This is a genomic window from Leifsonia sp. NPDC077715 (assembly GCF_040686855.1).
Lineage (GTDB): Bacteria > Actinomycetota > Actinomycetes > Actinomycetales > Microbacteriaceae > Leifsonia.
This window is the reverse complement of the sequence record NZ_JBFBOG010000003.1, coordinates 598,070-622,405: the sequence shown is the minus strand read 5'-3', so window position 1 is coordinate 622,405 and position 24,336 is coordinate 598,070. Positions and strand designations below refer to the sequence as shown.

Genomic DNA, 24,336 nt, shown 5'->3' with positions numbered 1-24,336 from the left:
GCGTCGGCCGACGCTGGTACCTTCATATCAAGGAGCGAAAGGAGGACGTCATGGACATCACGTCCTTCGCCTGGATCGTCTGGCTGGTCCTCATTCTGATCTTCGTGATCATCGAGATGCTGACGCTCGACTTCGTCTTCCTGATGATCGCCGTCGGCAGCCTCGGCGGGCTGCTCTCGGGCCTGTTCGGGGCGCCCTGGTGGCTGCAACTGCTCATCGCGGCCATCCTCTCCGTCGTCCTCATCTTCTTCATCCGGCCGCCGTTGCTGCACGCGCTGAAACGCGGCGGCGACCCGGCCAAGAGCAACGTCGACCGGCTGATCGGGATGGGCGGTGTCGTCGTCTCGACGGTCACGCGCACCTCCGGGCTGGTCAAGCTGCAGGTCGGCGAGACCTGGACCGCGCGCATCGCCTCCGCCGCTCCCCCGGAGCTGGTCCCCGGCGAGCACGTGGTCGTCGTCTCGATCGAAGGCGCGACCGCCGTCGTCGCGCCCGCACCGGTCTCCGCAGGCGCCGACGGCCTGACCGAGAGGACTGCCCCGTGAACGACGCCAGCCAGCTCATCGTGACCATCGTCGTCAGCGTGATCATCCTGATCATCGCGATCTTCGTGCTGGTCACGCTGTTCCGTTCGATCCGCATCATCCCGCAGGCGCGGGCCGGGGTCGTGGAGCGGCTGGGCCGGTACCACAAGACGCTGATGCCGGGTCTGAACGTCGTCGTGCCGTTCATCGACAAGGTGCGGCCGCTGATCGACATGCGCGAGCAGGTCGTGTCGTTCCCGCCGCAGCCGGTGATCACCGAGGACAACCTCGTCGTCTCGATCGACACGGTCGTCTACTTCCAGGTCACGGACGCGCGCGCCGCGACCTACGAGATCGCCAACTACCTCGGCGCGGTCGAGCAGCTGACCACGACCACCCTGCGCAACGTCGTCGGCGGCCTCAACCTCGAGGAGGCGCTGACCAGCCGCGACAACATCAACGGCCAGCTGCGCCTCGTGCTCGACGAGGCGACCGGCAAGTGGGGCATCCGCGTCTCCCGGGTCGAGCTCAAGGCGATCGACCCGCCGGTGTCCATCCAGGACTCGATGGAGAAGCAGATGCGCGCCGAGCGCGACCGGCGTGCACTCATCCTGACGGCCGAGGGCACGAAGCAGTCCGAGATCCTGAACGCGGAGGGTCTGCGGCAGGCCGCCATCCTGCGCGCGGAGGGCGACGCGAAGGCGCAGGTGCTGCGCGCCGAGGGCGAGGCGCAGGCGATCACCACGGTGTTCGGCGCGATCCACCAGGGCAACCCGGACAACCTCCTGCTCGCCTACCAGTATCTGCAGACGCTCCCGAAGCTCGCGGAGGGCCCGGCGAACAAGCTGTGGATCATCCCGAGCGAACTGACCGAGGCGCTGAAGGGCATCGGGACCGCGTTCGGCCAGGCCGGCGCGCCGCGGGTCGGAGGGCCGGCAGATGCCGCGGCCGACGCCGGGGAGACCGCCGAGCCGCCCGCTCCCCCGGCACCCGCCTCCGCACCGACTCCGTGAGCTTCCTGGACGGACGGCCGCCACGCGTCATCGCGCACCGCGGCCTGGCCATCGACGCGCCCGAGAACACGCTGCTGGCGTTCGCGCGGGCGCTCACCGCCGGTGCGACGCACCTCGAGACCGACATCCACGCGTCCGCCGACGGCGTGGCCGTGATCGCGCACGACCCCGACCTGTCGCGGGTCGCCGCACGGAACGTCCAGGTCGCCCAGCTGACGATGCCGGAGCTGCGGCGCATCGATCTCGGGCACGGCCAGGGCTTCTGCTCACTGGCCGAAGCGCTCGACGCATTCCCCCAGGCGCGATTCAACATCGACGTCAAGGATGCGCGCGCCGCGGCCCCCGCGGTCGAGGTGATCCGGGCCGCCCGGGCGACCGACCGCGTGCTCATCACCAGCTTCTCCCCGGAACGCCGGAAAGCGGTGACCGACCACCTCCCCGGCGTCGCGTCGTCACCTGCGGTGTCGGAGTTCGTCCCCGTCCTCCTGGGCGCCAAGACCGGTGTGGGGAGCGCCGTCCGCAGTGCCCTGCGCGGCTTCGTCGCGGTGCAGGTGCCCGAGCGGCGCGGCCCGGTGCGCCTCGTCACCCGGCGCACCGTCGGCCGCATCCACGCCGCCGGAGCCGAGGTGCACCTGTGGACCGTCAACGCGCCGAACGACATGATCCGCCTGCTCGACCTCGGCGTCGACGGCATCGTCACCGACCGCTGCGACATCCTGCGCCGGGTGGTCGACGCCCGGCGCTGAGGCGGCCGCTGACGCTGAGAGCCCACTGGGAGAAAGGCTCCTCCGGAAAGAGAATCCCCAGCTTGACGGTTTATAACTGTGAGGATTCGCGCGCATAGAGGAGAACCACACAATGGCAGATCGCAGCTTGCGCGGAATGAGACTCGGCGCCCAAAGCCTACAGAGCGAAGAAGGCGTCGTCTACTCTCCGCGTTCCCGTTATACCTACCTCTGCACCGTCTGCGGGCAGGAGACCGAAATGGTCTTCTCCGCGGAGGCAGAGGCACCCGACACCTGGGAGTGCAAGCACTGCGGGCATGAGGCCCGCCTGCTCGTCAACGACACCCCCGTCGAGGTCGACCACACCGACGTCAAGACGCCGCGCAGCCACTGGGACATGCTGCTCGAGCGCCGCACCCGCGCCGAGCTCGAGGAGCTCCTGGAGGAGCGCCTTCAGTACCTGCGGGCCCGTCGCGGCACCAGCGAGCGCAAGCACAGCGCCTGAGCCGCTGCATCGGAAAGCCGTCCTCACCTCCGGGTGAGGGCGGCTTCTCTCATGTCAGCGGCGGAACCGGCACGGTCGGCGTCCCACGCCGCCCGGTGAACGCGACCAGCAGCCCGAACAGGCCGAGGCCGGCGACCAGGAACTCGATCCCGCGGCTGAGCAGCGTCGCCGGGGTGGTGGTCGTTCCGAGCGGCACATCCGCGACCATGTGACCCGGCTTGAACGGCGCGATCGCGGTGATCGTCCGTCCGTCGGGACCGACGATCTGGCTGCTGCCGACCGTCGAGATGTTCACCAGCGACCGCCCCGACTCGATGGCGCGCAGCCGCGCGATGGCCAGCTGCTGCTGGTTCTCGTCGGTCTCGCCGAAGTCGGCGTTGTTCGTCTGCGCCAGGATGACCTGCGCTCCCCCGCGCATCATGTCGGTGAGCAGCTGGTCGTCGACGATGTCGAAGCAGATCGAGATCCCGGCGCGCACACCTCCGATGTCGAAGACGTTGTCCCGCGTCCCCGGCGTGTAGTCGCGCCCGATCAGGTCGATGAGGTCGGGAGCGAAGGGGCGCCAGAACGCGCGGTCGGGCACGTACTCGCCGAACGGCACCGGATGCTTCTTGTCGTAGTAGTCGACGGCACCCTTCCCGGCCTCCCACTGCAGCGAGGTGTTGTAGAGCTTGTCGTCGCGCTGGGTGATCGTGCCGACGATGAAGGGCGCGCCGAGCTTGCGGCTGAGGGCGTCCAGGATGGCGGCCGTGTCCGGGTCGCGCGTCGGGTCCGGCAGCGCCGCACCCTCGGGCCAGACCACCATGTCCACCTTCTTGTCACCGGTGGTCTGCGCGGCCGGGATGCGCAGCGTCTCGGCGACCTGGGTGTCGAAGACCGCACCGGGGGGTGCGTTGTCGAAGTAGCCGGCGGGGCCGTTGCCCTGGACAGCGGCGATGCGCGTGGTCCCGTTCGTCGTGGCCGGCCAGGCCGGGATGGCGAACAGCAGGACGATGGCGATCCCGGCGAGGAAAGCACGCGAGCTCCTGCGAACATCCACAGTTCCGTCGAGCTCGATGAGGAACGCCACCAGCCAGACCATCGCGAAGCCGAGTCCGGAGATGCCGAGCCAGGCGACCAGGGGCGCGAGCGGACTCGTCGACTGGGACTCGGCCACGCGTCCCCACGAGAACCCGCCGTAGGGCCACGTGCCGGTCACGAACTCCCGCAGCACCCAGAGCCCGGCGATGACCACCGGCAGCAGCCCCAGCCGCCCGAGGCGGGTCGGGAACGCGCGCGGCACCCACCGGTACGCGAGGGTGATCAGGATGCCGCCCACACCCCAGAACAGCGCCTCCAAGGTGGAGAGCGCGATCCACGGCAGCGGGCCGAGGTACAGCGCCGTCCAGGCGACGTGGACCAGGTAGAACGCCTCGCCCGCCACGAACCCGACGAGGAACGCGGATCCCGCCCGCCGGCCGCGCTGCGCGAGCAGCACCATCGCGATCCCGACGAAGGTCATCGGCCACCAGTCCAGCGCCGGGAACCCGGAGTCCAGAACCGGCCCGGCGGTCGCGGCGACGATGACCGCGAGCCACAGCGGAAGCGGGGCTCGCGGGAGGATGTGCACGAAGGGAGAGCTTATGTCATCCGGCCGTGCGCACCGCTCAGGCTAGGCCACGGACGAGTACGCGACGATCCCGCGCCGGATGGACTCCAGTGCCTGGCGCGCGACGCGCCCCACGTTGCCCTGGGCGACGAGCGACAGCTGGTCCAGCAGGTCGATCGTCTGCTTGGCCCAGCGGACGAAGTCGCCGGCCGCCATGTCCGCCTCGCGGAGCACCGCGTCCAGCCCGGAGCCGCGGGACCACATCCACATGGCGAGGGAGATAGCGGTCGACGGGGGCTCGCTGCCCGGGAGGCGGTGGTCCTGCTCCAGGTCGTCGAGCTTGCTCCACAGGGTCGTGGTCTTCTCCAGCGCGGGGCGGAAGGCGCCGCGTGGCAGCGTGCGCTCGCTGGCGAGACCTTCGTCGCGACGCGGCTCGAACACGAGCGCACACGCCATCGCCGCGAGACCGGGCGCATCCAGGTCCTTCCAGACGCCGCGGCGCAGGCACTCCGCGACCAGGAGGTCGCGCTCGCCGTAGATGCGCTTGAGGGTCCGGCCGTGCACGGTCAGCACCGTCTCGCCGTCCTCCTCGGTCAGGTAGCCGAGTTCGAGGAGCACGTCGGACACCCGGTCGAAGACCTTGGCGACGGCTCCCGTCCGCGACTGGATCTGCGCCCGGAGCCGGTCGGTGTCGCGCTTCAGCTTCCACCAGCGCTCGGCCCAGCGGGCGTGCTGCTCGCGCTCGGTGCAGCGGTGGCACGGGTGGTCCTTCATCCGCTTGCGCAGGGCGGCGAGCTGACGCTGCCGCTTCTCGCGCTCCTCGCTGGACGCGGACTCGATGCGGGAGCCCTTGCGCTCCAGGTCCGTCAGCTCGCGGCGGATGCTGAAGTACTCTTTGAAGTCGCCCAAGTGGCAGCTCATCGCCTCCTCGTACCCGGCGAGCGACTGCTCCTGCTGCATCGCCTTCCGGGCGAGGTCGACGACCGCACGGTCCGCCTGGAACTGCGCGAACGACGACTCCAGGATCTCGCGGGTGCGCACGCGGCCGAACTGGTCGATGAGGTTGACCGCCATGTTGTACGTCGGCCGGAAGCTCGAGTTCAGCGGGTAGCTGCGGCGGGAGGCCAGCGAGGCGACCGACTGGGGGTCGAGTCCGTCCTCCCACTGGATGACGGAGTGGCCCTCGACGTCGATGCCGCGGCGTCCCGCGCGGCCGGTGAGCTGCGTGTACTCCCCCGGCGTGATCGGGACGCGCGCCTCGCCGTTGAACTTCTCCAGCTTCTCCAGCACGACCGTGCGGGCGGGCATGTTGATGCCGAGGGCGAGGGTTTCGGTCGCGAAGACGACCTTGACGAGCTTGCGGCGGAACAGCTCCTCCACGACCTCCTTGAACGCCGGAAGCAGACCGGCGTGGTGAGCCGCGACACCGCGCTCCAGACCCTCCAGCCACTCCCAGTAGCCGAGCACCGCCAGGTCCTCATCGAGGAGGGTGCGGCACCGCTCCTCCACGATCGCGCGGATCTCCTCGCGCTCGTTCTGCTCGGTCAGCCGCACGCCGGCGCGCAGCACCTGGTTGACCGCGGCGTCGCAGCCGTTGCGGCTGAAGATGAAGAAGATGGCCGGAAGAAGGTTGCGGTCGTCGAGCAGCGCGACGAGGTCGGCCCGGTTCATCCGGAACCCGTCGGGCCGGCCGCCCTTCGAGTGGTAGCGGCCGACATCCCGCATCTGGCGGCTGCTCAGCACCCGGCCGCCGTAGCGCGCCATCTGCACGAGCTCCGGGTTCACCCGGTTGGTCGCCGCGAGGCCGGACGAGTCGAACAGGTCGATCAGCTTGGAGCGCATCAGGATGTGCTGCTCCAGCGGCACGGGACGCTCCTCCGAGACCACGACGTCGGTGTCGCCGCGGACCGCCTGCAGCCAGTCGCCGAACTCCTCCGCGTTGGACACCGTGGCGCTCAGGGACACCATCCGCACCTCCGACGGCAGATGGATGATGACCTCCTCCCACACGGCGCCGCGGAACCGGTCGGCGAGGTAGTGCACCTCATCCATCACCACGTAGGCGAGGTCGGTGAGCAGATCGGAGTCGGCGTAGAGCATGTTGCGCAGCACCTCGGTCGTCATGACGACGATCCGGGCGCGCGAGTTGATGTTGGTGTCGCCGGTGAGCAGGCCGACGGATTCGGGTCCGTAGGCCTCGACGAACTCCTGGAACTTCTGGTTGCTGAGCGCCTTCATCGGCGTGGTGTAGAAGACCTTCGCGTTCGCCTCGCGCATCGCCAGGAACACGGCGAACTCGGCGACGATCGTCTTACCCGCGCCGGTGGGCGCGGCGACGAGGACGCTGCTGCCGCGTTCGAGCGAGGCGCATGCCTCACGCTGGAACGGGTCGAGATCGAACCGCAGGCCCTCGCGGAAGGTCTCGAGCAGGGGCTGGCGGGCCCGGTCGCGGGAGGCGGCGTACCGCTCCGCCGGCGAGAGCGTCTGGTCGGTCACCCCACCAGCCTATGCCTGTCGTCAGGGGGGCCCGCATCAGGCGGCGAGTTCGGCCTCCAGCCGGTTCGCGGCTTTCGCGGCCCGGCGGTCGTGCAGCCAGGCGACGCCGTACGCCGCGAAGTACAGCCCCACCATCGGGATCGCGAGCAGGAACATCGACAGCACGTCGGCGGCCGGGGTCGCGATCGCTGTGAACAGCGCGATCAGGATGAGCGCCCAGCGCCAGGACGCGATGATCGACTTCGCGCTCAGCACGCCGACGAAGTTCAGCAGCACGAGGAACACCGGCAGCACGAAGGCGATCCCGACCGCGATCACCAGCTTGAGGATGAAGTCGAAGTAGGTCTTGGCCCCGATGATCGCGGTGTCAGGGGCGGGCGCGAAGCTCGTCAGCAGACTCACGATGTGCGGGACGAGGAGCCAGCCGGTCACACCGCCGGCGATGAACAACGGCACGGCGGTGAAGAAGAAGCCGAAGCCGTATTTGAGCTCGCGGCGGGTCATCGCCGGGACGAAGAACGCCCAGATCTGGTACAGCCAGACCGGGCTCGAGACGATGGCGCCGATCGTGATCGCGACCTGCATCTTCAAGTCGAACGCGCCGGTGATGCTGTCGTAGTTGAGCGTCGCTACGCGGTCCTGCTGCTTCGCGATCTCGGTGATCGGGCCGCGCAGCGCATCCATCACGTAGCCGCTGAGGAACCAGCCCACGACGGAGCCGAGCAGCAGCGCCAGCGCGGAGCGGAAGAGGCGTTTGCGAAGCTCGACGAAGTGCTCGGCGAGCGTCATCCGTCCTTCGCGGTTCTTGCCTCGCTTCGTGGAGGCCACGGTGCTAGGACTTCGGCTTGGGCTCGGTCGAGGGGTCGACCGGCGCCGGGGCGACCGTGGGGGCCGGGGTGGCGTTCTGGGTGCCGTCGGCCGGCTTGTCGTCCTTGCCGTCCTTCTTCAGCTCGTCGACCTCGCCCTTGAAGATGCGCATCGACTGGCCGATGCTCTTGGCGAGGGCCGGGAGCTTGGGCGCACCGAAGAGCAGCAGGATCACGGCGAGGATGATGAGCAGATGCCATCCGGTCAGTCCTGCGAACATGAGATCAGGTCCTTCTCAAAAGGTGGGCGAAGCGATCCGGAACCGTCGCCGGATCCACATCGACCAGTAGTCTACCGCGCCGGACCCGCGCATCCCTGCGAGCTTGCCGGGCATAGGCACGCCGGGTGCGCTCGTCCTCGCGCTCGGCGCGGAGCTCGTCGGCGTCGGCGAGGACGGCCGGCTCGAACCGCTCGTGGAGCTCGTCGGCGCGGCGCGACAGCACCTCGGCCTTGTCCATGAGCGCGGCGGCCTCGCGCCCGGCGGCGACGACCTTGCGGAACAGCCACCACGCGAAGAACGCGAGCATGCCCAGCAGACCGAGCACGAGCACGGTCCAGATCACCAGCCACGACCACCAGGGCATGCGCCCAGCCTAACGGGCGGCCGGGAAGGTCAGCGGTAGCGGTCGACGCCCGCCTGCGCCCAGCCGGCCACGACCTGCCGCGCCTCGGGCGGGTCGAGCACGGTGAGCACACCGGAGAGCCCGGCGACCAGCCGCTTCAGGCCGTGGAAGTGGGCGACGCGCACGCTGGTGCGGATGACTCCTCCGCGCTCCTCGCGCGCCGCGCCTTCGGGGATGTAGTCCTCGATCAGCGGGATGGCCGACGCCGACACCTCCACCGTCACCAGCTGGTCCTCGTCGGTGCCGGTGAACAGGGTCTCCGGCAGCTTGACGTCCCCAGGCCGGTAGGTGATCGGCTCGGTGGTGGCGACGAGGTCGTCGATGCGGTCGAGCCGGAAGGTGCGGATCGCGGTGCGCAGGTGGTCCCAGCCGCGCAGGTACCAGTCCTGGTCGACCGACTCGATGCGCAGCGGATCGACGCGGCGGCGCTCCCGCTCGCCGCGCGAGCTGAGGTAGTCGAACTCCACCTGGACGCCGGCGATGACGGCGTCGCGGATGGTCGCCAAGGCCTCGTCGGTCTCGGACCGGGCGACGGCGAGCTGGCTCGGCGCGGCCGAGGCCCCGCGGGCCAGCTTGGCCATGAGCGAGCCGATCGCGTCCCGGTCGGCGTTCTCGGGCAGTGCGGTGAGGTACTGCAGACCGGCGATCAGCGCCGCCGCCTCGCGCGCCGAGAAGCGCGGAGAGTCGTCGATGGCGACCTGATGGGTCAGGACGATCTGGTCGTTGTCCTCGAAGTCGTCCCAGGCGATGTCGAACAGGTCGCCGGGCTGGTACGCGTTCGTCTCGCCCGGGATGCCGGAAACGGCGATCAACCGCACGGCGTCGCGCAGCTGCTCCTGCTCCACGCCGAAGTGCTCTGCCGCCTCGGCGACGCTCACGCGATCGCGGTCCATCAGGTACGGGACCAGCGCCAGCAGGAACGCCAGCTTGTCCTGCGCCTGCATCGGCTTGCGGCGCTCAGCCATGGGACTCCTCGACATCGGTACCGCTGTGCGCGGCGACGACCGCCTCCAGCCGCTGCACCACCTGTTGGCGCAGCTCGGGCGGCGCGATCACCAGCACCTCCGGCCCGAACGACGCCAGCTGATCGGCGAGGATGTTGCTGTCCGAGAAGTTGACGGTGAGCCGCACCGGCTCGCCTTCCGCACCGACCGGCACGGCGTCGCCATAGCGCTTGCCGAGCCGTGTGGCCGCATCCGTGCCGGCCGTGACCTCGATCGTGGCGACGTTCGACTCCCAGATGCGCTCGAGCTCGAGCAGCGCACGCTCGGCGAACGCCTCGCCGTCGACGCGGTACTGCTCCGGGTCGAACACGCGCGAGGTGAGTTTGACCGCACCGACGATCCGCGACAGCAGGAAGGTGCGCGACTCGCGGGCATCCTGGTCGATGCCCTGCAGGTGCCAGCGCCCCTGGTGCTGGACCAGCGCGAGCGGCGCGACGGTGCGCTGCCGCGATGCGCTCTCGCCGGGCTTGAGGTACGGGAACTGGACCATGACGTGCCGCTCCAGCGCCTGGCTGAGCGGTTCGAACGCGCTCTCGCGGACGCGGAGGCGCGGCGCGTAGCCGACCACCGGGTCGTCGGCCTCGACGCCCAGCGACCGCAGCTTCATGAGCGCGCGCCGGGACTCCCCCGACAGCGACCCCTCGCGCCACACGGCGGCGGCGAGACCGAGCAGGGTCAGCTCCTCGGGCGAGAAGCTGACATCAGACGGGAGGTCGTATGCCCCCTTCGGAATGCGGTACCGCAGCAGCTGGTTGTTGCCGGCCGCCTCCGGCGCCTCCACGGTCTCCAGCGGCACGCCGAGCTCGCGGATGTCGTCCTTGTCGCGTTCGAACTGCCGCTCGAGGCTGCTGTTGTCGCCGTGCGGCTCGTACCGCTGGCGGTAGCCCTGCACGGTCGACAGGATCTCGCTCTTGGTCAGCCCGTTCTCGGTCGCGAGCAGCGCCAGCACGAGGCTGAACAGGCGCTCCTCGACCGGGACGCGCGCGGGCGAGGAAGAGGAACGGGACACCCGTCCATCCTAGTCCGAGCGGTTAGCGGATCCCCAGGATGTCGACCACCCAGGCGGCCGCGGGAACCTGTCCCTCGGCCGGGGCCTCGACGACGACCTGCGAGCCGACCTTCTTGCCTACCAGCTGCTTGAGCACGCTCTGCGGCAGCGCCTGGTTGACCTGGCTCTGCCCGGTGCCGATCGACACGAGGTCCGGGGACCCCGACTGCCAGCTCGACAGCACGACGTTCTTGTTCTCCCAGCCGACGGCCGTGTAGTGCAGGATCGCGATCGAGTTCTTCTTGACCGTCGCGCCGTCGCCCGCCTTCAGCTCCTCGCTGCGGATCGACTTCGGCGCGGAACCGGAGGACGGGATGGTGATGCCCGGCTGGCCGGTGGGCGCGAGCACCACGGTCGGGAAGCCCGACGCGGAGGGACGCACCGCCCCGTTCGCCTGCGACAGGTACGCCTTGAGGATGTCGACCACGATCACGCCCGAGCTGGTCGCCCCCTGGCCGCCCGCGTCCTTCGGCGAGATGACGACCGCGACGCGCGAGCCGACCGGCGCGCACTGCAGACCCTTGCTCAGCGCTGCGTTGCCGGAGCCGAGCGCCAGCGGGTAGGTGTCGCCGCTGCCGTACGAGGTCTGCTGCACCTGGCCGGTCTTGCCGTCGAGGATCGTGTACTGGATCTCGACGACCTGGCCCTCGTGGACCTGCTCGCCCGTGCCCTCGGTGAGGATCGTGCGCTGCGACTTCGTGGTGTCGAGCGGGGTCGGGACCGTGATGTCCGGCTTCGAGCCGATCTTGCCGGTCGCCTCCACCAGCTGCGAGGCGCCGCCCGATGGGAGGGCCGTGCCGCAGTCCGCGTTCGGGTTGGACGAGCATCCCGTGAGCGCGGCGGCCACCAGGCCGACGGCGACCACGACGGCGGACGTTCTTCCGATGGTGATTCTGCGCACGGGTTCTCTTTCGGTCGGGGCTTGGCTCAAGGCGTGTTCATGCTAACGGACGCCGGATGTGTCCTCGTCCGGCTCCGGGGAGTCCGAGACCGAGTCGTGATCCGCGTCGCGCCCGCGGGCCAGCTCGGCGCTCGCGGCGGCCTCGCGCATCCGCTTGCGCAGGCTCTTGGGGCTGGACTGCCGCTCCCCCAGCGCGCCGGGCGTCCAGGCCTCGACGTCCTCGTCCGAGTAGTCCGACTTGGACGGCCGGCGCTTGAGCTCGGGCAGCACGGTGTCCGGAGCCAGCCGGCGCGCCGTGATGAGGAAGCCGGTGTGCGCGATCATGCGGTGGTCGGGACGCACGGCGAGGCCTTCGACGTGCCAGCCGCGGACCATCGTCTCGTTCGACTGCGGGTGCGTGTAGTGGCCGGACGCGCGGATCGCCTCGGCGACGCGCGAGAGCTGCGTCACCGTCGCGACGTAGCAGATCACCACGCCGCCGGGCTTGAGCGCGGTCGTGACCGCATCCAGCGTCTCCCACGGCGCGAGCATGTCGAGCACCACCCGGTCGACCGAGCCGGGCTCGACGGCGGCGGGAAGCGCGTCCTGCAGGTCCCCGACGGTCAGCGTCCAGTTCTCCGGGTCGCCGCCGAGGAACGTGGCCGCGTTGCCGCGGGCGACGTCCGCGAACTCGTCGCGGCGCTCGAACGACAGCAGCCGCCCCTCCGGGCCGATCGCCCGCAGCAGCCACAGCGACAGGGCGCCGGAGCCGACTCCCGCCTCGACGACGGTCGCGCCCGGGAAGATATCCGCCAGGGCGAGGATCTGCGCGGCGTCCTTCGGGTAGACGATCGCCGCGCCGCGCGGCATCGACATCACGAAGTCGGTGAGCAGGGGACGCAGCGCCAGGTGCTCGACGCCGGCGTTGTTCACGACGACGGAGCCGTCGGGCAGCCCGATGATGGCGTCGTGCTCCAGGACCCCGCGGTGGCTGTGGAACAGCTTGCCCGGCTCGAGCGTGATGGTGTTCATCCGGCCCTTCGGCCCGGTCAGCTGCACCCGGTCACCCACGCGGAAGGGCCCGGAGTTGCGTCGTGTCTCGTTCATCGGCCGGCCTCCTCGCGGCGCGCCCGCGCCACGGCGATCACGTCGTCGGCGGTGCGGCCCGCCAGCGACTCCCACAGGGTGTGCTCGTCCGACTCGGGCAGCGGGACGATGTGCGGCACGCCGATCGTGACGGCGCCGGAGTCGACCGCCGAGGCCAGCCCGACCAGCGAGTCCTCGATCGCGACCGCGTCGGCGGCGTCGATCCCGAGCAGCCGTGCTGCACGCAGATAGGGCTCCGGAGCCGGCTTGGGCTCCTCCACCTCGTCGCCGCTCACGATCACGTCGAACGCGTCGAACGGGATGTGCGACACGATCTGCTCCGCCATCCGGCGCACCGACATGGTCACCAGCGCGGTACGGATGCCGCGCTCACGCAGGGACTCCAGCAGCTCGCGGGCTCCCGGGCGCCACGGGACGCCCTCCTCGTCGAGCTTGCGCTGCACGCGGTCGGTCAGCCAGTGGACGATCTCGTCCGCCTCCATCGCGACGCCGCGCGACCGCAGGATCTCGGCGGAGTTCCACAGACCCAGGCCGACGAGCAGCAGGCCGTCGTCGTGCGTCCAGGTGCCGCCGAACGAGCCGACGAGCTCCTGCTCGGACGCCATCCAGTACGGCTCGGTGTCGACGAGGGTGCCGTCCATGTCCCAGAGGACGGCGGCGGGCAGCCCGTCGGCCTCGGTGGTGCTGGGGGCCTGTTCGCTGCGGGGGGAAGACGCGGTCACAACGGGCAAGTCTATCGGGAGAGGGGCGGGCCTATCCTTGAGGGATGGCGGCCCGACCGGTCGCCGGGAAGGACGAGGGACGACTTCGTGACTGACGGACAGAACATCCTCGGTGGCCGCATCCTCGTGGTGGCGTTCGAGGGATGGAACGACGCCGGTGAGGCGGCCAGCGGCGCAGTGAAGACGCTCAAGGAGCAACTCGAGGTGGTGCCGATCGCCGAGGTCGATCCCGAGCTCTACTTCGACTTCCAGTTCAACCGGCCCGTGGTGACCGACGACGACGGGCGCAGGCGGCTCATCTGGCCGTCCGCCGTGGTCTACGGACCGTCGCTCCCCGGACGCATCGGGGAAGACCTCGCCGGCGACGCCGAGCTCACCGTGACCGGCGACAACGCGGGCAACATCTTCCTGCTCCTCGGCACCGAGCCGTCCCGCAGCTGGCGCAGCTTCACCGCCGAGATCATGGATGTGGCGCTCGCCGCCGACATCGGAGCAGTCGTCTTCCTCGGCGCGATGCTCGCCGACGTGCCGCACACGCGGCCGATCTCGGTGTTCGCCTCCAGCGACAACGCCGCGGTGCGGGCCGAGCTCGGCGTGGAGCGGTCGACCTACGAGGGGCCGGTCGGCATCCTGAGCGCGCTCGCCGAGGGCGCGGAGGACGTCGGCATCCCGACCATCATGATCTGGGCGTCCGTGCCCCACTACGTGCACAACGCGCCGAGCCCCAAGGCGGTGCTGGCGCTGATCGACAAGCTCGAGGAGCTGGTCGACGTGACCATCCCCCGCGGCACCCTCGTCGACGAGGCGGCGGCCTGGGAGGCGGGGATCGACGCGCTCGCGGCGGACGACGAGGAGATGGCGTCCTACATCCAGCAGCTCGAGCAGGCGCGCGACACCGTCGACTCGCCCGAGGCGAGCGGCGAGGCGATCGCGCAGGAGTTCGAGCGGTACCTGCGCCGGCGTGGCGACGGACGCGACGGCGGCACAGCCGGCCGAGCGCCCGACGACCCGCGCCGCGGCTGAGCGGCCGTCAGGCCTGCAGCACGCCGGTGGCGAGCAGGACCATCAGCAGCACGCCGAGCACGATGCGGTAGATGACGAACGGCAGGAAGCTGCGGCGCGAGATGTAGCCCATGAACAGGGCGATCACCAGCAGGCCGACGACGAACGCGACGACGGTCGCCGCGGCGGTCTCGACCGGGCCGAACACCTCGACCGTGCAGGTGCCGGCCTGGGCCAGCGCCTGGGTGCAGGGCTCCTTGATCGCCTTGTACAGCTGGTACAGGCCGCTGCCGAACACGGCGGGGATCGCGAGCAGGAACGAGTAGCGTGCGGCAGCACGGCGCTGGTAGCCCATGAACAGACCGGCGGTGATGGTGCCGCCCGAGCGCGAGACGCCCGGGATGAGCGCGAGCGCCTGGGCGAAGCCGTAGATGATGCCGTCGACCCACGTCAGATCCCGCAGCCGCTTCGTCTTCGCCCCCACCCAGTCCGCGATGCCGAGCAGGATGCCGAACACGATCAGCGTGGTCGCGACGATCCAGAGCGACCGGAAGACGGTCTCGATCTGGTTCTGGAAGAGCAGGCCGAGGACCACGATCGGGATGCTGCCGATGATCACCAGCCAGCCCATCCTCGCGTCCGGGTCGTTGCGCGGGATGCGCCCGAACAGCGCTCGGAACCACTGCGCGACGATGCGCGCGATGTCGCGCCAGAAGTAGAGCAGCACGGCGGCCTCGGTGCCGAGCTGGATGATGGCGGTGAACCGGGCGCCCGGGTCGGCACCTGTGCCGAGCAGTTCGCCGACGATGCGGATGTGGGCCGACGACGAGATCGGCAGGAACTCGGTGAGTCCCTGCACGAAGCCGAGGATCAGGGCGTTGATGAATTCCATGGCGGTGTAGACGCTCCCGGGGGTAGGAGTCGGACGGGCGGGCCTAGTAGCTGCGCAGAAGATCGCGGAGCACGGTCCTCCCGAACACTAGCGCGTCGAGCGGCACGCGCTCGTCAACGCCGTGGAACATGCCGGGGAAGTCGAGCTCGGCGGGCAGTCGGAGCGGGGCGAAACCGTAGCCGGTGATCCCGAGCTTGCTCAGCGCCTTGTTGTCCGTGCCGCCGGAGAGCAGGTAGGGCAGCACCGGCGCGTCGGGGTCGTGCTGGTTGAGCGTCCCGGTGATCGCGTCGACGAGCCCCCCGCCGAACTCCGCCTCCAGGCCGATGTCACGGTGCATCACCTGGATCTCGACGTCGTCTCCGACGAGCTCGCGGACGCGCGCGAGCACCGCGTCCTCCTCGCCGGGGAGCGTGCGGATGTCGACCAGCGCCTCGGCCGTGTCCGGGATCACGTTGTGCTTGTACCCGGCCTCGAGCAGTGTCGGGTTGGTCGTCGTCCGGAGCGTGGCGAGGATGAACCCTGCGGCCGTGCCCGTGCGGATCACGACCTCGTCCGGCCCGATGCGCTGCGGGTCGACGTCGAGCAGACGGCCGAGCTCGCCGATGAGGCGGGTGGTCGTCGCGGTGAGCTGGATGGGCCAGTCCTCGCGGCCGATGGTCACGACGGCCTCCGCGAGCTTCGTGATCGCGTTGTCGCGGATGAGGCGCGAGCCGTGCGCCGCGCGGCCGCGCGCGATCAGCTTGATCCAGACCAGCGACTTCTCGCCGGTCTGCAGCAGGTAGGCGCGCCGGCCCGCGAGGTCGATGGAGTAGCCGCCGACCTCGCTGATCGCCTCGGTCGCACCCGCGAACAGCTCGGGGTGGTTGTCGACCAGGTGGTGCGACCCGCGGCGGCCGCCGTCCTCCTCGTCGGCGAAGAAGGCCACGACGAGGTCGCGTGCGGGCCGCTCCCCCGCGTTCAGGATGTCGCCGACCGCGGTCAGGATCATCGCGTCCATGTTCTTCATGTCGACCGCGCCGCGACCCCAGAGCAGGCCGTCCTTGATCTCACCGCCGAACGGGTCGACGGTCCAGGTGCGGGCGTCGGCGGGGACGACGTCGAGGTGCCCGTGCACGACGAGGGCCGGCTTGCCGGGGTCGGCGCCCTCCACGCGGGCGACGACGCTCGCGCGTCCGGGGTCGGACTCGAACACCTGGGGCGCGAGACCGAGGGCCGCCAGCTTCGCCTCGACGTACTCCGCCGCCTCGGTCTCGCCGTTCGAACGGCCCTCGCCGAAGTTCGTGGTGTCGAATCGGATCAGGTCGCGCGCGATGATCGCTGTCTCGTCGAGCTCGGTCTCTGCGGTGCGGAGTTCGTCGGTCATCCCTTTACGCTACCGGGCGCCGCGCAGCGCTGTCCCGCCACGCCCGGGGTGTGTAGAGGAGTGAAAGGGCGGGTGAAAACCGTGCTATCGTCTTTCTTCGGCAGCCGGAGTGATCCGGAGGCCGAGAACACCTGTCCGGGTGGCGGAAATGGCAGACGCGCTAGCTTGAGGTGCTAGTGCCCGTATAGGGCGTGGGGGTTCAAGTCCCCCCTCGGACACAGACGAAGGCCCCGGTCGCACGACCGGGGCCTTCCGCGTTCCCGGAGCAGGGCTATGGTGTCGCTGTGCCCGGTGAGAAGCGATCGTCGTCCAGCCTGTTCACGGTGCTGCTCGCCTTCGGCGCCAACATCCTCGTCGCCATCGCGAAGACCGTCGCCGCCGTGATCACCGGCTCCGCGTCGCTCGTCGCCGAGGCGGCGCACTCCTGGGCGGACGCGGGCAACGAGATCTTCCTGATCCAGGCGGAGCGGGCCGCCGCGAGGCCCCGGGACGACTCCCATCCCGGCGGGTACGGCCGCGACGCGTACGTGTGGAGCCTGTTCGCCGCCGTCGGGCTGTTCACCGCGGGCGCCGTCGTGTCGATCATGCACGGCGTCTCGGCGCTCTCCGCCGAAGAGGAGGACACGGACTACCTCATCGGCTACATCGTGCTGGCCGCGGCCTTCGTCTTCGAGGGCATCTCGTTCATCCAGTCGTACCGGCAGGCGCACGCCAAGGCGTCGGATGCGGGCACCAACACGTTCGAGCACGTCCTCCGCACCTCGAACCCGACGCTGCGTGCCGTCTTCGCGGAGGATTCGGCGGCGCTGGTCGGCCTCGTGATCGCGTTCCTCGGCCTGCTGCTGCACGAGCTGACCGGCAACCCCTTCTGGGATGCGCTGGGCTCCATCCTGGTCGGTGTCCTGCTGGCGATCGTCGCCTTCGTCCTCATCGAGCGCAACCGGCGGTTCCTCGTCGGCCAGCCCGGGTCCGACCGTGCCTGGGAGGCCGCTCTCACCGCCCTCCTCGAGCATCCCGAGGTCGAGAAGGTCACCTACCTCCACCTCGAGTACGTGGGGCCGGAGCGGTTCTACCTGGTGGCCGCGATCGACCTGCGCGGGAACGACCGCGAAGCCGACGTCGCGGTCGACCTGCGGGACGTCGAGGCGGCGCTGGAGGAGTCGCCGTGGATCACCGAGGCGGTGCTGACGCTGTCGCGTCCGGGCGCGGCGGCGCTGGTACCGGCGTCCGTGCCCTGACGCCGGTATTGCGGCCATAGCGGTCAGGACTCGACCGCATTCCCGGCACAATGGATCCATGGCAAGCACCGGATCCCGAGCACTCCAGCTCCTGTCGCTCCTGCAGAACCACCGCTACTGGCCCGGCCACGAGCTCGCGGACCGCCTCGGCATCTCCCCGCGGACACTCCGCCGCGACGTCGAGCGCCTGCGCGACCTCGGCTACCCGGTCGACGCCACGCGCGGGGTCGCGGGCGGCTACCAGCTGGCCGCCGGCGCCTCCCTCCCTCCTTTGGTGGTCGACGACGACGAAGCCGTGGCGCTCGCGGTCGGCCTGCGCACCGCCGCCCAGAGCGGCATCGCCGGCGTCGACGAGGCCTCGGTCCGCGCCCTCGCCAAAGTCGTGCAGGTGATGCCGCCGCGACTGCGCAGACGGGTCGACGCCCTCCGCATGACCACCCTCACGACGGCGCTCGGCCCGGGACCCACGGCGGATGCGGGGATCCTGACCGTGCTCGCCCAGGCCTGCCGGGACGAGGAGCGGATCGACTTCGCCTACGTCGCACGCGACGGCCAGGCCTCCACCCGCACCGTGGAGCCCCATCGCCTGGTCTCCATCGAACGCCGCTGGTACCTCGTCGCCTACGACCTCACCCGGTTCGACTGGCGCAGCTTCCGGCTCGACCGCATCGCGGACCCCAAGCCCACCGGACACCGCTTCCGGCCGCGTGCACTCCCGGCGGAGGATGCGGCCGAGTACGTGCGCGCGTCGCTGCACACGGCCATCGAACCGCTCATCGTCGAGGCGGTGATCGAGGCCTCGCACGACCGTGTGGTCGACGTGCTCGGCCGCTGGGCGACGGTCGAGGACAACGGCGACGGCACGTGCGCCGTCCGGATCACCGCCGACAGCGCCGAGTGGGCGCTCTTCGGGCTGGCGGCGGTGGATGCGCCCTTCCGGATCTCCGGACCGGAAGAGGCCGTGGTGGCCGCGGCCGACTGGGGCGAGCGCTTCACGCGGTCGGCCGCCGAGCTGGGAATCGACGGCTCCGCCGAAGTCCAGCTCCCGGAACCTCGGTAGACTGGATGCGATGACGATCGCAGCCCGCACCCCGAGCCCCGCCGACATCAAGAGGTGGCGACGCTACCTCGCCGACGAGCGTGCAGAGGCCGCGGTCTACCGCGATCTCGCCAGTCGCCGCGAGGGCGAGGAGCGCGAGATCCTTCTTGCCCTGGCCGAGGCGGAGCGCCGCCACGAACAGCACTGGATCGACCTCCTCGGCGAGCAGGCGGGCAAGCCCCTGCGCGGAGACGTCCGTACGCGGCTGCTCGGCTGGCTCGCCCGCCGCTTCGGCTCCGTCTTCGTGCTCGCGCTGGCCCAGCGGGCCGAGGCCCGCTCCCCGTACTCCGACGACAGCGACGCCACACCGCAGATGGCCGCCGACGAGCAGGTGCACGAGGAGGTCGTGCGCGCGCTCGCAGCCCGCGGCAGGCAGCGGCTCTCCGGCACCTTCCGCGCGGCGGTCTTCGGCGCGAACGACGGCCTGGTCAGCAACCTGGCGCTGGTCCTCGGCATCAGCGCGAGCGGCGTCCCCACCCACGTTGTCCTCCTCACCGGCATCTCCGGCCTGCTCGCCGGTGCGCTCTCGATGGGCGCTGGCGAGTACGTCTCGGTGCGCTCGCAGCGCGAACTCCTCGAGGCGACGACACCCAACCCGGCAACCGGCTCCGCGCTCCCCCACCTTGACGTGGATGCGAACGAGCTCACCCTGGTCTACCGCGCCCGCGGCATGTCCGCCGAAGAGGCGGAGGCGCACGCGCGGGACGTGCTCTCCAGCCTCCAGGCGGTGACGTCGCCCATCCCGATCCAGCCGACGAACGGCGACGACGAGCACGAGGCGATCGGCACCGGCTGGAGCGCGGCGCTCTCGAGCTTCTGCTTCTTCGCGTCGGGCGCCCTCATCCCGATCCTGCCGTTCCTGTTCGGGCTCACGGGCACGGTCGCGATCATCGTCTCGGCGCTGCTCGTCGGCATCGTGCTGCTCGGCACGGGCGCCGTCGTCGGCCTCCTGTCCGGGGCGTCCCCGCTGAAGCGCGCGATCCGCCAGCTGTTGATCGGCTACGGCGCGGCCGGGGCCACGTACCTCCTGGGGCTGCTGTTCGGCGCGACCGTCGGCTGATGCGCCGCCCTAGCGGCGGCGGCCGGTGTCCGTCCCGTAAGTGATCGCTCCCACGAGCGGGATGAGCAGGAACCAGAGCCAGCTGTACTGGTAGCCCCACACCATCCCGGTGACGAAGAACAGGATGATCGACACGAACGGGATGATGGAGACCGCGAGCAGCCCCCAGCGGCCGGCGGGCTCCCGTCCGGCGCCTCCGTTCCCGCCCCACGCGTGCGCGTCCGGCTGTGCCGGGTACGCCTGCTGCGCGGGGGAGGTCGCTTGCGGCTGAGCCGGGGTGTGCGGGTCGAGCTGGAGGCCTCCGGGCAGGTCGGCGAACAGCGGACCCAGGTCGCCGCGGGTGACGGCCGATCGAGCCGCAGCCGTGCGGGCCTCGACCTCCTCGGCGGTCAGCCGCCCCTGCGCGGCCTCGGACTGCAGCGCCGCGACCGCCCGCTCCCGCTCGTCGTTGCTGAGGCGGAGGGATGCGCTCGAGGGATCGGTGAAGTCGGCCATAGAGGTCAGTATGGCAGTGCGGCGCGACGCAAGGGGTGCGATGTCGGCGGGTCGCGGCTACACTCGGATTCGAACATATGTTCGATGGATGAGGTGAGCTGCATGACCGAGATCGACGAGGCGGTCGCCGTGTGGACGACCGACGACGGGGTGCCGACGAGGCTCGTCTGGCGGGCGACGCGGTACCGGGTCTCCGACACGCCGACGGTCTGGGCAGAGGTGTGCGCCTGGTGGCGGCCGTTCGGCGGCAACCTGTACGCCGTGGGAAGCCTCCCGCGTGAGATCGGGGGCTGGCGCTTCCAGGGCACCAGCGAAGACGGTTCTGCGTTGGTGTTCGACGTGCGGCACGACGCGGCCGATCGGTCGTGGCGGCTGGTGCGGGTCTTCGACTGAGGGTGTGGTCGCTCTCCGCGTGGCACCCTCGCGGCGCGCATCCGTTCGCATAGCCTCCATCGGGTGATGGACGACCGCTACGGATCCGATGTGCTGGCCGGCGACTGGAGGAACGCAGGGCGCAAGCCCGTCCCGACCGTCGAAGCGGTGCGCGATCTGGTGATCGAGGAGGCCGCGACCGGGTTCTGCGGGGCCGTCACGCGACTCGAGGCGCAGACCGTCGAGCTGGAGGACTACTTCGGCAAGAAGCGGGTGTTCCCGCTGAGCGGATCCTTCTTGATCGACGGCGAGCCCGTGCGCCTGGTCGCGCCCTCGAAGGCCCCCGCGGGCCGCACCCGCACCGCCTCCGGCTCGTTCAGCGTCGGCGAGCAGAAGGCCCGGGTGGCGCGCGCGAGCCGCATCTTCGTCGAGGGACGGCACGACGCCGAACTCGTCGAGCGTGTCTGGGGCGACGACCTGCGCATCGAAGGCGTGGTGGTGGAGTACCTGGAGGGCGTGGACGACCTGGACGCCATCGTGAAGGAGTTCCGACCCGACCGCGGGCGGCGCATCGGGGTGCTGGTCGACCACCTGGTGCCGAACTCGAAGGAGTCCCGGATCGCCGAGCAGGTCGCCCGCGGACCGTACGGGCAGCATGTCCTCGTGGTCGGACACCCCTATGTCGACATCTGGCAGGCGGTCAAACCGGCGCGTGTCGGGTTGAAGGCCTGGCCGGCGATCCCCCGATCGGTGCCCTGGAAGCACGGGATCTGCGCCGCGCTCGGCCTCCCGCACGAGACGCAGGCCGACATCGCACGGGCGTGGAAGCGCATCCTCGGCCAGGTGCGGACATACTCCGACCTCGAGTCGGAGCTGCTCGGCAGGGTCGAGCAGCTGATCGACTTCGTCACCGAGGCGTGAACGCACGGCAATGACCTCATTGGCTCCCCGCGGCCGTCAGACACCGCTCTCCCGCCTCGTCTAGAAGGGTGGAGGCGATCGCCTCCTCACCGACTTCAGACGACGGGAGGCTTCGGCGATGCGCAACGGATGGTTCCCCGGTGTCGCGGCGGGGGTGCTGCTCGCGTCCTCCATCGTGCCTCCGTCGTCGGTGCACGCGGCCACCACCGCGTTCTCCACCGTCCACACCACCGGCTCCGATACCGGGAACGGCTCGCGGGCGGCCTCACCGGGCGCCCCCGGCGGCGCACTCACCGGAACAGCGGCACCGGGCGACACGGTGAATTGGGTGGTGTCCTACCAGAACGAGACCGGGAAAGACGCTTCGGTCGACCTCACCGACGGGCTGGCCTCCGCCGGCGCCTATGTGGCCGGCTCTCTCGTTCTCCCCCCGGATCGCAGCGGTGGTGCCGGCAGCGTGGTGCCGCAGTACAAGACGACCGGCGCGTGGACGACCGGCACGCCGCCCGCGGGAAGCACCCCCACCGGCATCGGGTACCGGGCAACCCTCATGCCGTCGGGAACTGAGCAGCGGTCGCCGAGCTTCCCGACACCGCCGTCCGTCGGCGCGCTCGCCCTCACCGGCGGCGACGGCTACAGCGTGCTGGAGCACGACCGCCTGATCTACACGATCTTCCACCATCGCACCGGCCCCGTGGTCTTCTGCACACGGCTCGACGGCGGCGTCTGCCCGGGGTGGCCGGCCGGAGGCACCGTGCAGTACTGGTCGGCGACCATCGGAGCCGCCATCGGAACCGGGCCGTCGTTCCCGGGGAGGACGGCGATCCAGGGTGGGACCTGGCTCGTCGGCGACCGCCTGTATTGGCTGGCCGCTCCCACCGACAGCTCGAGCAACGGAATGGCCTGTCTCGACCTCGCGGTCACCCCGCCCGTCAGTTGCGGCTACACCGCCCTCACAGCCCAGTCGAACAACAACAACAGCTGGTCGGCGCAGATCGGAGGCACGGGATTGCCGGCAGCCGACGGCAACCGGTATTTCGCGGCGGTGAGCGGAAGCAAGGCCGTCCTCCTCTGCCTCACCCCGACGAACACGTCGTGCACGGGAGCGACCTTCTACGTCTCCGGGGTCACCAACGAGTTCTCGTACACCTCCGCCGCCTTCGGCGACTACGTCTTCGCCAGCCTCGGGCAGAACAACTTCAGCACGTGGCAGACCTTCTGCTTCGACACCAAGACGGGGACGCTCTGCTCCGGAGCCTGGCCCCGGGACTCGTCCGCCGGCGGCTCGATCGTGGGTGTCGGCACGCCGTTCGCGCCCCTGCTCTCGACCACCGGCGTGCTGACGGGTGTCTGCACCATCGTCAACGGCCCGAACTCGTCCTCGAACTGCTGGAACCTGAGCGGCACGGCGGTGGGCAACGCGTATTCGGGCACCTCGGCCCAGTACATCGCCGGGGGCAATGGCACGGGAGACGTGCTCGTCCGCGGCACGAAGGTATACCTCTCCAACGGCAACCAGGTCATGTGCCGCGACTTCGCGGCCTGGTCGGGCTCCGGCGCGGTCCCCGCGTGCTCGGGGTTCGCCAACGTCGGCAACACCATCAACTACACGGTCCGCGAGGTCCCCGGGATCGCGGCGGACTGCCTGGTGGCCACCGGCGACACGGGGCAGATCCGGTTCTTCGACGCCGTGACCGGCGGCACCTGCACCGCCACATCGACCGTCGACCTCCGGGTGGATCCCACGGCGAGCTACTGCGGCAGCGGGGCGACGTCGTTCGCGGCATGGAAGCTGCTGACGGTCGCCGGACTCACGGCGGGCACGTACCGGAATGTGACGGTGACGGTGAAGGACCGGAGTGGAGCGACCGTCAGCGGCTTCAACGACGTGGTCGTTCCCGCGGCGGGTTTGGACCTCTCCTCGATCGCGTCCTCCGTGAGCTCCATCACGGCGTCCGTCCGGGTCAACGGGGTGACGACGCCGTCAGGGGTGACCGCCGGCGCGGTGCGGATCGCCTGGCAGGGGGCACCGCCCGAGATGTGCTTCCAGACGACGGTGCCGACCACGCAGTGCGACGCCGCGGCCGCGACGATCACGAATGCCGCGACGGCGGTGACGAGCTATGCGGGTTCGACGGACTCCCCGGGCAACACGACCGGGCCCGCGTCGTTCTCGATCGCGCCGACGGCCGCACAATGCACACTGCCCGAGCTCGTCTGGCGGAAGGTCGATGAGACGGCCGCGCGCAACATCCTCGCCGGGGCCGAATGGGCGCTCAGCAGGGTGGACGGGTCGGGCGCGCCGACCGGAACTCCGCTGAAGGTGGCCGACTGCGTTGCGGCGTCCGCCGCCGCCTGCGCCGGGGCCGACCTCGATCCCCTGGGCGGCGCGTTCCGGGTGGCGGACCTCGGCGTGGGCTCCTACCGGCTGACGGAGACGCAGGCGCCGGTGGGCTACCGGATCGATCCGACGCCGATCCCCGTGACCATCGCCGTTGCGTCGACCACGGTCACCCTCCCCGACGTGGTGAACCGGCAGCTGCCGGTCCCGCTCCTCCCGCTGACCGGTGGTCTGGGGGCCGATCACCTGCAGCTGGCCGGTGGCGGCGCGCTGGTCCTCGCGGCCGGGTTCGCCGTCTGGCAGCTGATCCGACGTCGCCGAGCGGCGTGATCGGCGCACGCTCGCGGAGCGGTGTCGGCGGCTCGGCGTAGGGTTCGTGCGCGGCCTCCGTTCCCACCGCAGTTCTCCACAAGAGCAGCAGATTCCGTTTGCACTATTCGAACATACGTTC

24 protein-coding genes and 1 tRNA gene are annotated in these 24,336 nt (G+C 70.4%); 12 read left to right on the top strand and 13 right to left on the bottom strand.

Annotated features, from left to right (window positions below; genetic code table 11):
* Positions 1–50: 50 nt before the first annotated feature.
* The 4 genes from AB0P25_RS16795 to AB0P25_RS16780 all read left to right on the top strand — a co-directional run bounded on the left by AB0P25_RS16795 (position 51) and on the right by AB0P25_RS16780 (position 2,767).
* Positions 51–545, top strand: coding sequence for an NfeD family protein (locus tag AB0P25_RS16795; protein ID WP_363808873.1), 495 nt, complete (start codon positions 51–53; stop codon positions 543–545).
* Entirely contained in the window at positions 542–1,537 is a 996-nt protein-coding gene (locus AB0P25_RS16790; protein WP_363808872.1) for an SPFH domain-containing protein, read from the top strand. The genes AB0P25_RS16795 and AB0P25_RS16790 overlap by 4 nt, the downstream gene beginning before the upstream one ends.
* Positions 1,534–2,283 carry a glycerophosphodiester phosphodiesterase family protein gene (locus AB0P25_RS16785; RefSeq protein ID WP_363808871.1) on the top strand — a complete coding sequence of 250 codons (750 nt, stop codon included), beginning with the start codon at positions 1,534–1,536 and terminating at the stop codon, positions 2,281–2,283. The genes AB0P25_RS16790 and AB0P25_RS16785 overlap by 4 nt, the downstream gene beginning before the upstream one ends.
* Before the next feature lie 112 nt (positions 2,284–2,395).
* Positions 2,396–2,767, top strand: coding sequence for an RNA polymerase-binding protein RbpA (locus tag AB0P25_RS16780; protein ID WP_064108923.1), 372 nt, complete (start codon positions 2,396–2,398; stop codon positions 2,765–2,767).
* A gap of 49 nt (positions 2,768–2,816) precedes the next feature.
* Here the strand turns inward: AB0P25_RS16780 and lnt are convergent, their stop codons facing one another.
* The 10 genes from lnt to AB0P25_RS16730 are packed head-to-tail and all read right to left on the bottom strand — an operon-like array spanning position 2,817 to position 13,102.
* Positions 2,817–4,376 carry an apolipoprotein N-acyltransferase gene (lnt, locus tag AB0P25_RS16775; protein ID WP_363808869.1) on the bottom strand — a complete coding sequence of 520 codons (1,560 nt, stop codon included), beginning with the start codon at positions 4,374–4,376 and terminating at the stop codon, positions 2,817–2,819.
* A gap of 42 nt (positions 4,377–4,418) precedes the next feature.
* Positions 4,419–6,851: a DEAD/DEAH box helicase gene (locus tag AB0P25_RS16770; RefSeq protein WP_363808867.1), complete on the bottom strand. Its 2,433-nt coding sequence runs from the start codon at positions 6,849–6,851 to the stop codon at positions 4,419–4,421.
* A gap of 36 nt (positions 6,852–6,887) precedes the next feature.
* Positions 6,888–7,640 carry a twin-arginine translocase subunit TatC gene (tatC, locus tag AB0P25_RS16765; RefSeq protein WP_363809338.1) on the bottom strand — a complete coding sequence of 251 codons (753 nt, stop codon included), beginning with the start codon at positions 7,638–7,640 and terminating at the stop codon, positions 6,888–6,890.
* A gap of 43 nt (positions 7,641–7,683) precedes the next feature.
* Complete coding sequence (tatA, locus tag AB0P25_RS16760; protein WP_363808865.1) at positions 7,684–7,938, bottom strand: Sec-independent protein translocase subunit TatA; 255 nt, start codon at positions 7,936–7,938, stop codon at positions 7,684–7,686.
* A 4-nt stretch (positions 7,939–7,942) separates the two neighbouring features.
* A complete protein-coding gene (locus tag AB0P25_RS16755; RefSeq protein ID WP_363808864.1) occupies positions 7,943–8,302 on the bottom strand; it encodes a hypothetical protein in 360 nt (119 codons plus the stop codon).
* Positions 8,303–8,331: 29 nt separating this feature from the next.
* Positions 8,332–9,306: a WYL domain-containing protein gene (locus tag AB0P25_RS16750; RefSeq protein ID WP_363808863.1), complete on the bottom strand. Its 975-nt coding sequence runs from the start codon at positions 9,304–9,306 to the stop codon at positions 8,332–8,334.
* A complete protein-coding gene (locus AB0P25_RS16745) occupies positions 9,299–10,354 on the bottom strand; it encodes a WYL domain-containing protein (RefSeq protein WP_363808862.1) in 1,056 nt (351 codons plus the stop codon). Before AB0P25_RS16745 ends, AB0P25_RS16750 begins: the two co-directional genes overlap by 8 nt.
* A 22-nt stretch (positions 10,355–10,376) precedes the next feature.
* Positions 10,377–11,294: a peptidylprolyl isomerase gene (locus AB0P25_RS16740; protein ID WP_363808861.1), complete on the bottom strand. Its 918-nt coding sequence runs from the start codon at positions 11,292–11,294 to the stop codon at positions 10,377–10,379.
* A gap of 42 nt (positions 11,295–11,336) precedes the next feature.
* Positions 11,337–12,380: a tRNA (adenine-N1)-methyltransferase gene (locus AB0P25_RS16735; RefSeq protein ID WP_363808859.1), complete on the bottom strand. Its 1,044-nt coding sequence runs from the start codon at positions 12,378–12,380 to the stop codon at positions 11,337–11,339.
* Positions 12,377–13,102, bottom strand: coding sequence for an HAD family hydrolase (locus tag AB0P25_RS16730; protein ID WP_363808858.1), 726 nt, complete (start codon positions 13,100–13,102; stop codon positions 12,377–12,379). Before AB0P25_RS16730 ends, AB0P25_RS16735 begins: the two co-directional genes overlap by 4 nt.
* 87 nt (positions 13,103–13,189) lie before the next feature.
* On the opposite strand from AB0P25_RS16730, the gene AB0P25_RS16725 reads away from it, so the two are divergent.
* Positions 13,190–14,125, top strand: coding sequence for a PAC2 family protein (locus tag AB0P25_RS16725; RefSeq protein ID WP_363808857.1), 936 nt, complete (start codon positions 13,190–13,192; stop codon positions 14,123–14,125).
* Between the two features lie 7 nt (positions 14,126–14,132).
* On the opposite strand, the gene AB0P25_RS16720 is transcribed toward AB0P25_RS16725, so the two are convergent.
* A complete protein-coding gene (locus AB0P25_RS16720) occupies positions 14,133–14,996 on the bottom strand; it encodes an undecaprenyl-diphosphate phosphatase (protein WP_363808856.1) in 864 nt (287 codons plus the stop codon).
* A 43-nt stretch (positions 14,997–15,039) separates the two neighbouring features.
* The gene (locus AB0P25_RS16715; RefSeq protein WP_363808855.1) at positions 15,040–16,359 is read right to left on the bottom strand and encodes a M20/M25/M40 family metallo-hydrolase; all 1,320 of its coding nucleotides are present in this window, start codon (positions 16,357–16,359) and stop codon (positions 15,040–15,042) included.
* 133 nt (positions 16,360–16,492) lie between these two features.
* Here AB0P25_RS16715 and AB0P25_RS16710 point away from each other — a divergent pair.
* The 4 genes from AB0P25_RS16710 to AB0P25_RS16695 all read left to right on the top strand — a co-directional run bounded on the left by AB0P25_RS16710 (position 16,493) and on the right by AB0P25_RS16695 (position 19,756).
* Positions 16,493–16,577 (top strand) — tRNA-Leu (locus AB0P25_RS16710).
* A gap of 66 nt (positions 16,578–16,643) precedes the next feature.
* Positions 16,644–17,597, top strand: a complete 954-nt coding sequence (locus AB0P25_RS16705; RefSeq protein ID WP_363808854.1) for a cation diffusion facilitator family transporter — start codon at positions 16,644–16,646, stop codon at positions 17,595–17,597.
* Positions 17,598–17,655: 58 nt separating this feature from the next.
* Positions 17,656–18,657: a YafY family protein gene (locus AB0P25_RS16700; protein ID WP_363808853.1), complete on the top strand. Its 1,002-nt coding sequence runs from the start codon at positions 17,656–17,658 to the stop codon at positions 18,655–18,657.
* A 10-nt stretch (positions 18,658–18,667) separates the two neighbouring features.
* On the top strand, positions 18,668–19,756 hold the full coding sequence (locus AB0P25_RS16695) for a VIT1/CCC1 transporter family protein (RefSeq protein ID WP_363808852.1): 1,089 nt from the start codon (positions 18,668–18,670) through the stop codon (positions 19,754–19,756).
* Positions 19,757–19,765: 9 nt separating this feature from the next.
* Here the strand turns inward: AB0P25_RS16695 and AB0P25_RS16690 are convergent, their stop codons facing one another.
* A complete protein-coding gene (locus tag AB0P25_RS16690) occupies positions 19,766–20,251 on the bottom strand; it encodes a DUF1707 domain-containing protein (protein WP_363808851.1) in 486 nt (161 codons plus the stop codon).
* 102 nt (positions 20,252–20,353) lie between these two features.
* On the opposite strand from AB0P25_RS16690, the gene AB0P25_RS16685 reads away from it, so the two are divergent.
* From AB0P25_RS16685 to AB0P25_RS16675, 3 genes are all read left to right on the top strand, one after another.
* Entirely contained in the window at positions 20,354–20,644 is a 291-nt protein-coding gene (locus AB0P25_RS16685; protein ID WP_363808850.1) for a DUF6504 family protein, read from the top strand.
* Between the two features lie 66 nt (positions 20,645–20,710).
* On the top strand, positions 20,711–21,544 hold the full coding sequence (locus AB0P25_RS16680; RefSeq protein ID WP_363809337.1) for a DUF3097 domain-containing protein: 834 nt from the start codon (positions 20,711–20,713) through the stop codon (positions 21,542–21,544).
* 118 nt (positions 21,545–21,662) lie between these two features.
* On the top strand, positions 21,663–24,215 hold the full coding sequence (locus AB0P25_RS16675; protein ID WP_363808849.1) for a prealbumin-like fold domain-containing protein: 2,553 nt from the start codon (positions 21,663–21,665) through the stop codon (positions 24,213–24,215).
* The last annotated feature ends 121 nt before the right edge of the window (positions 24,216–24,336 follow it).

Coding starts and splice junctions, on each gene's coding strand:
- AB0P25_RS16795 (WP_363808873.1), top strand. CDS start 51: ATGGACATCACGTCCTTCGCCTGGATCGTCTGGCTGGTCCTCATTCTG.
- AB0P25_RS16780 (WP_064108923.1), top strand. CDS start 2,396: ATGGCAGATCGCAGCTTGCGCGGAATGAGACTCGGCGCCCAAAGCCTA.
- tatC (WP_363809338.1), bottom strand. CDS start 7,640: ATGACGCTCGCCGAGCACTTCGTCGAGCTTCGCAAACGCCTCTTCCGC.
- tatA (WP_363808865.1), bottom strand. CDS start 7,938: ATGTTCGCAGGACTGACCGGATGGCATCTGCTCATCATCCTCGCCGTG.
- AB0P25_RS16755 (WP_363808864.1), bottom strand. CDS start 8,302: ATGCCCTGGTGGTCGTGGCTGGTGATCTGGACCGTGCTCGTGCTCGGT.
- AB0P25_RS16750 (WP_363808863.1), bottom strand. CDS start 9,306: ATGGCTGAGCGCCGCAAGCCGATGCAGGCGCAGGACAAGCTGGCGTTC.
- AB0P25_RS16735 (WP_363808859.1), bottom strand. CDS start 12,380: ATGAACGAGACACGACGCAACTCCGGGCCCTTCCGCGTGGGTGACCGG.
- AB0P25_RS16720 (WP_363808856.1), bottom strand. CDS start 14,996: ATGGAATTCATCAACGCCCTGATCCTCGGCTTCGTGCAGGGACTCACC.
- AB0P25_RS16715 (WP_363808855.1), bottom strand. CDS start 16,359: ATGACCGACGAACTCCGCACCGCAGAGACCGAGCTCGACGAGACAGCG.
- AB0P25_RS16700 (WP_363808853.1), top strand. CDS start 17,656: ATGGCAAGCACCGGATCCCGAGCACTCCAGCTCCTGTCGCTCCTGCAG.
- AB0P25_RS16695 (WP_363808852.1), top strand. CDS start 18,668: ATGACGATCGCAGCCCGCACCCCGAGCCCCGCCGACATCAAGAGGTGG.
- AB0P25_RS16690 (WP_363808851.1), bottom strand. CDS start 20,251: ATGGCCGACTTCACCGATCCCTCGAGCGCATCCCTCCGCCTCAGCAAC.
- AB0P25_RS16685 (WP_363808850.1), top strand. CDS start 20,354: ATGACCGAGATCGACGAGGCGGTCGCCGTGTGGACGACCGACGACGGG.
- AB0P25_RS16680 (WP_363809337.1), top strand. CDS start 20,711: ATGGACGACCGCTACGGATCCGATGTGCTGGCCGGCGACTGGAGGAAC.
- AB0P25_RS16675 (WP_363808849.1), top strand. CDS start 21,663: ATGCGCAACGGATGGTTCCCCGGTGTCGCGGCGGGGGTGCTGCTCGCG.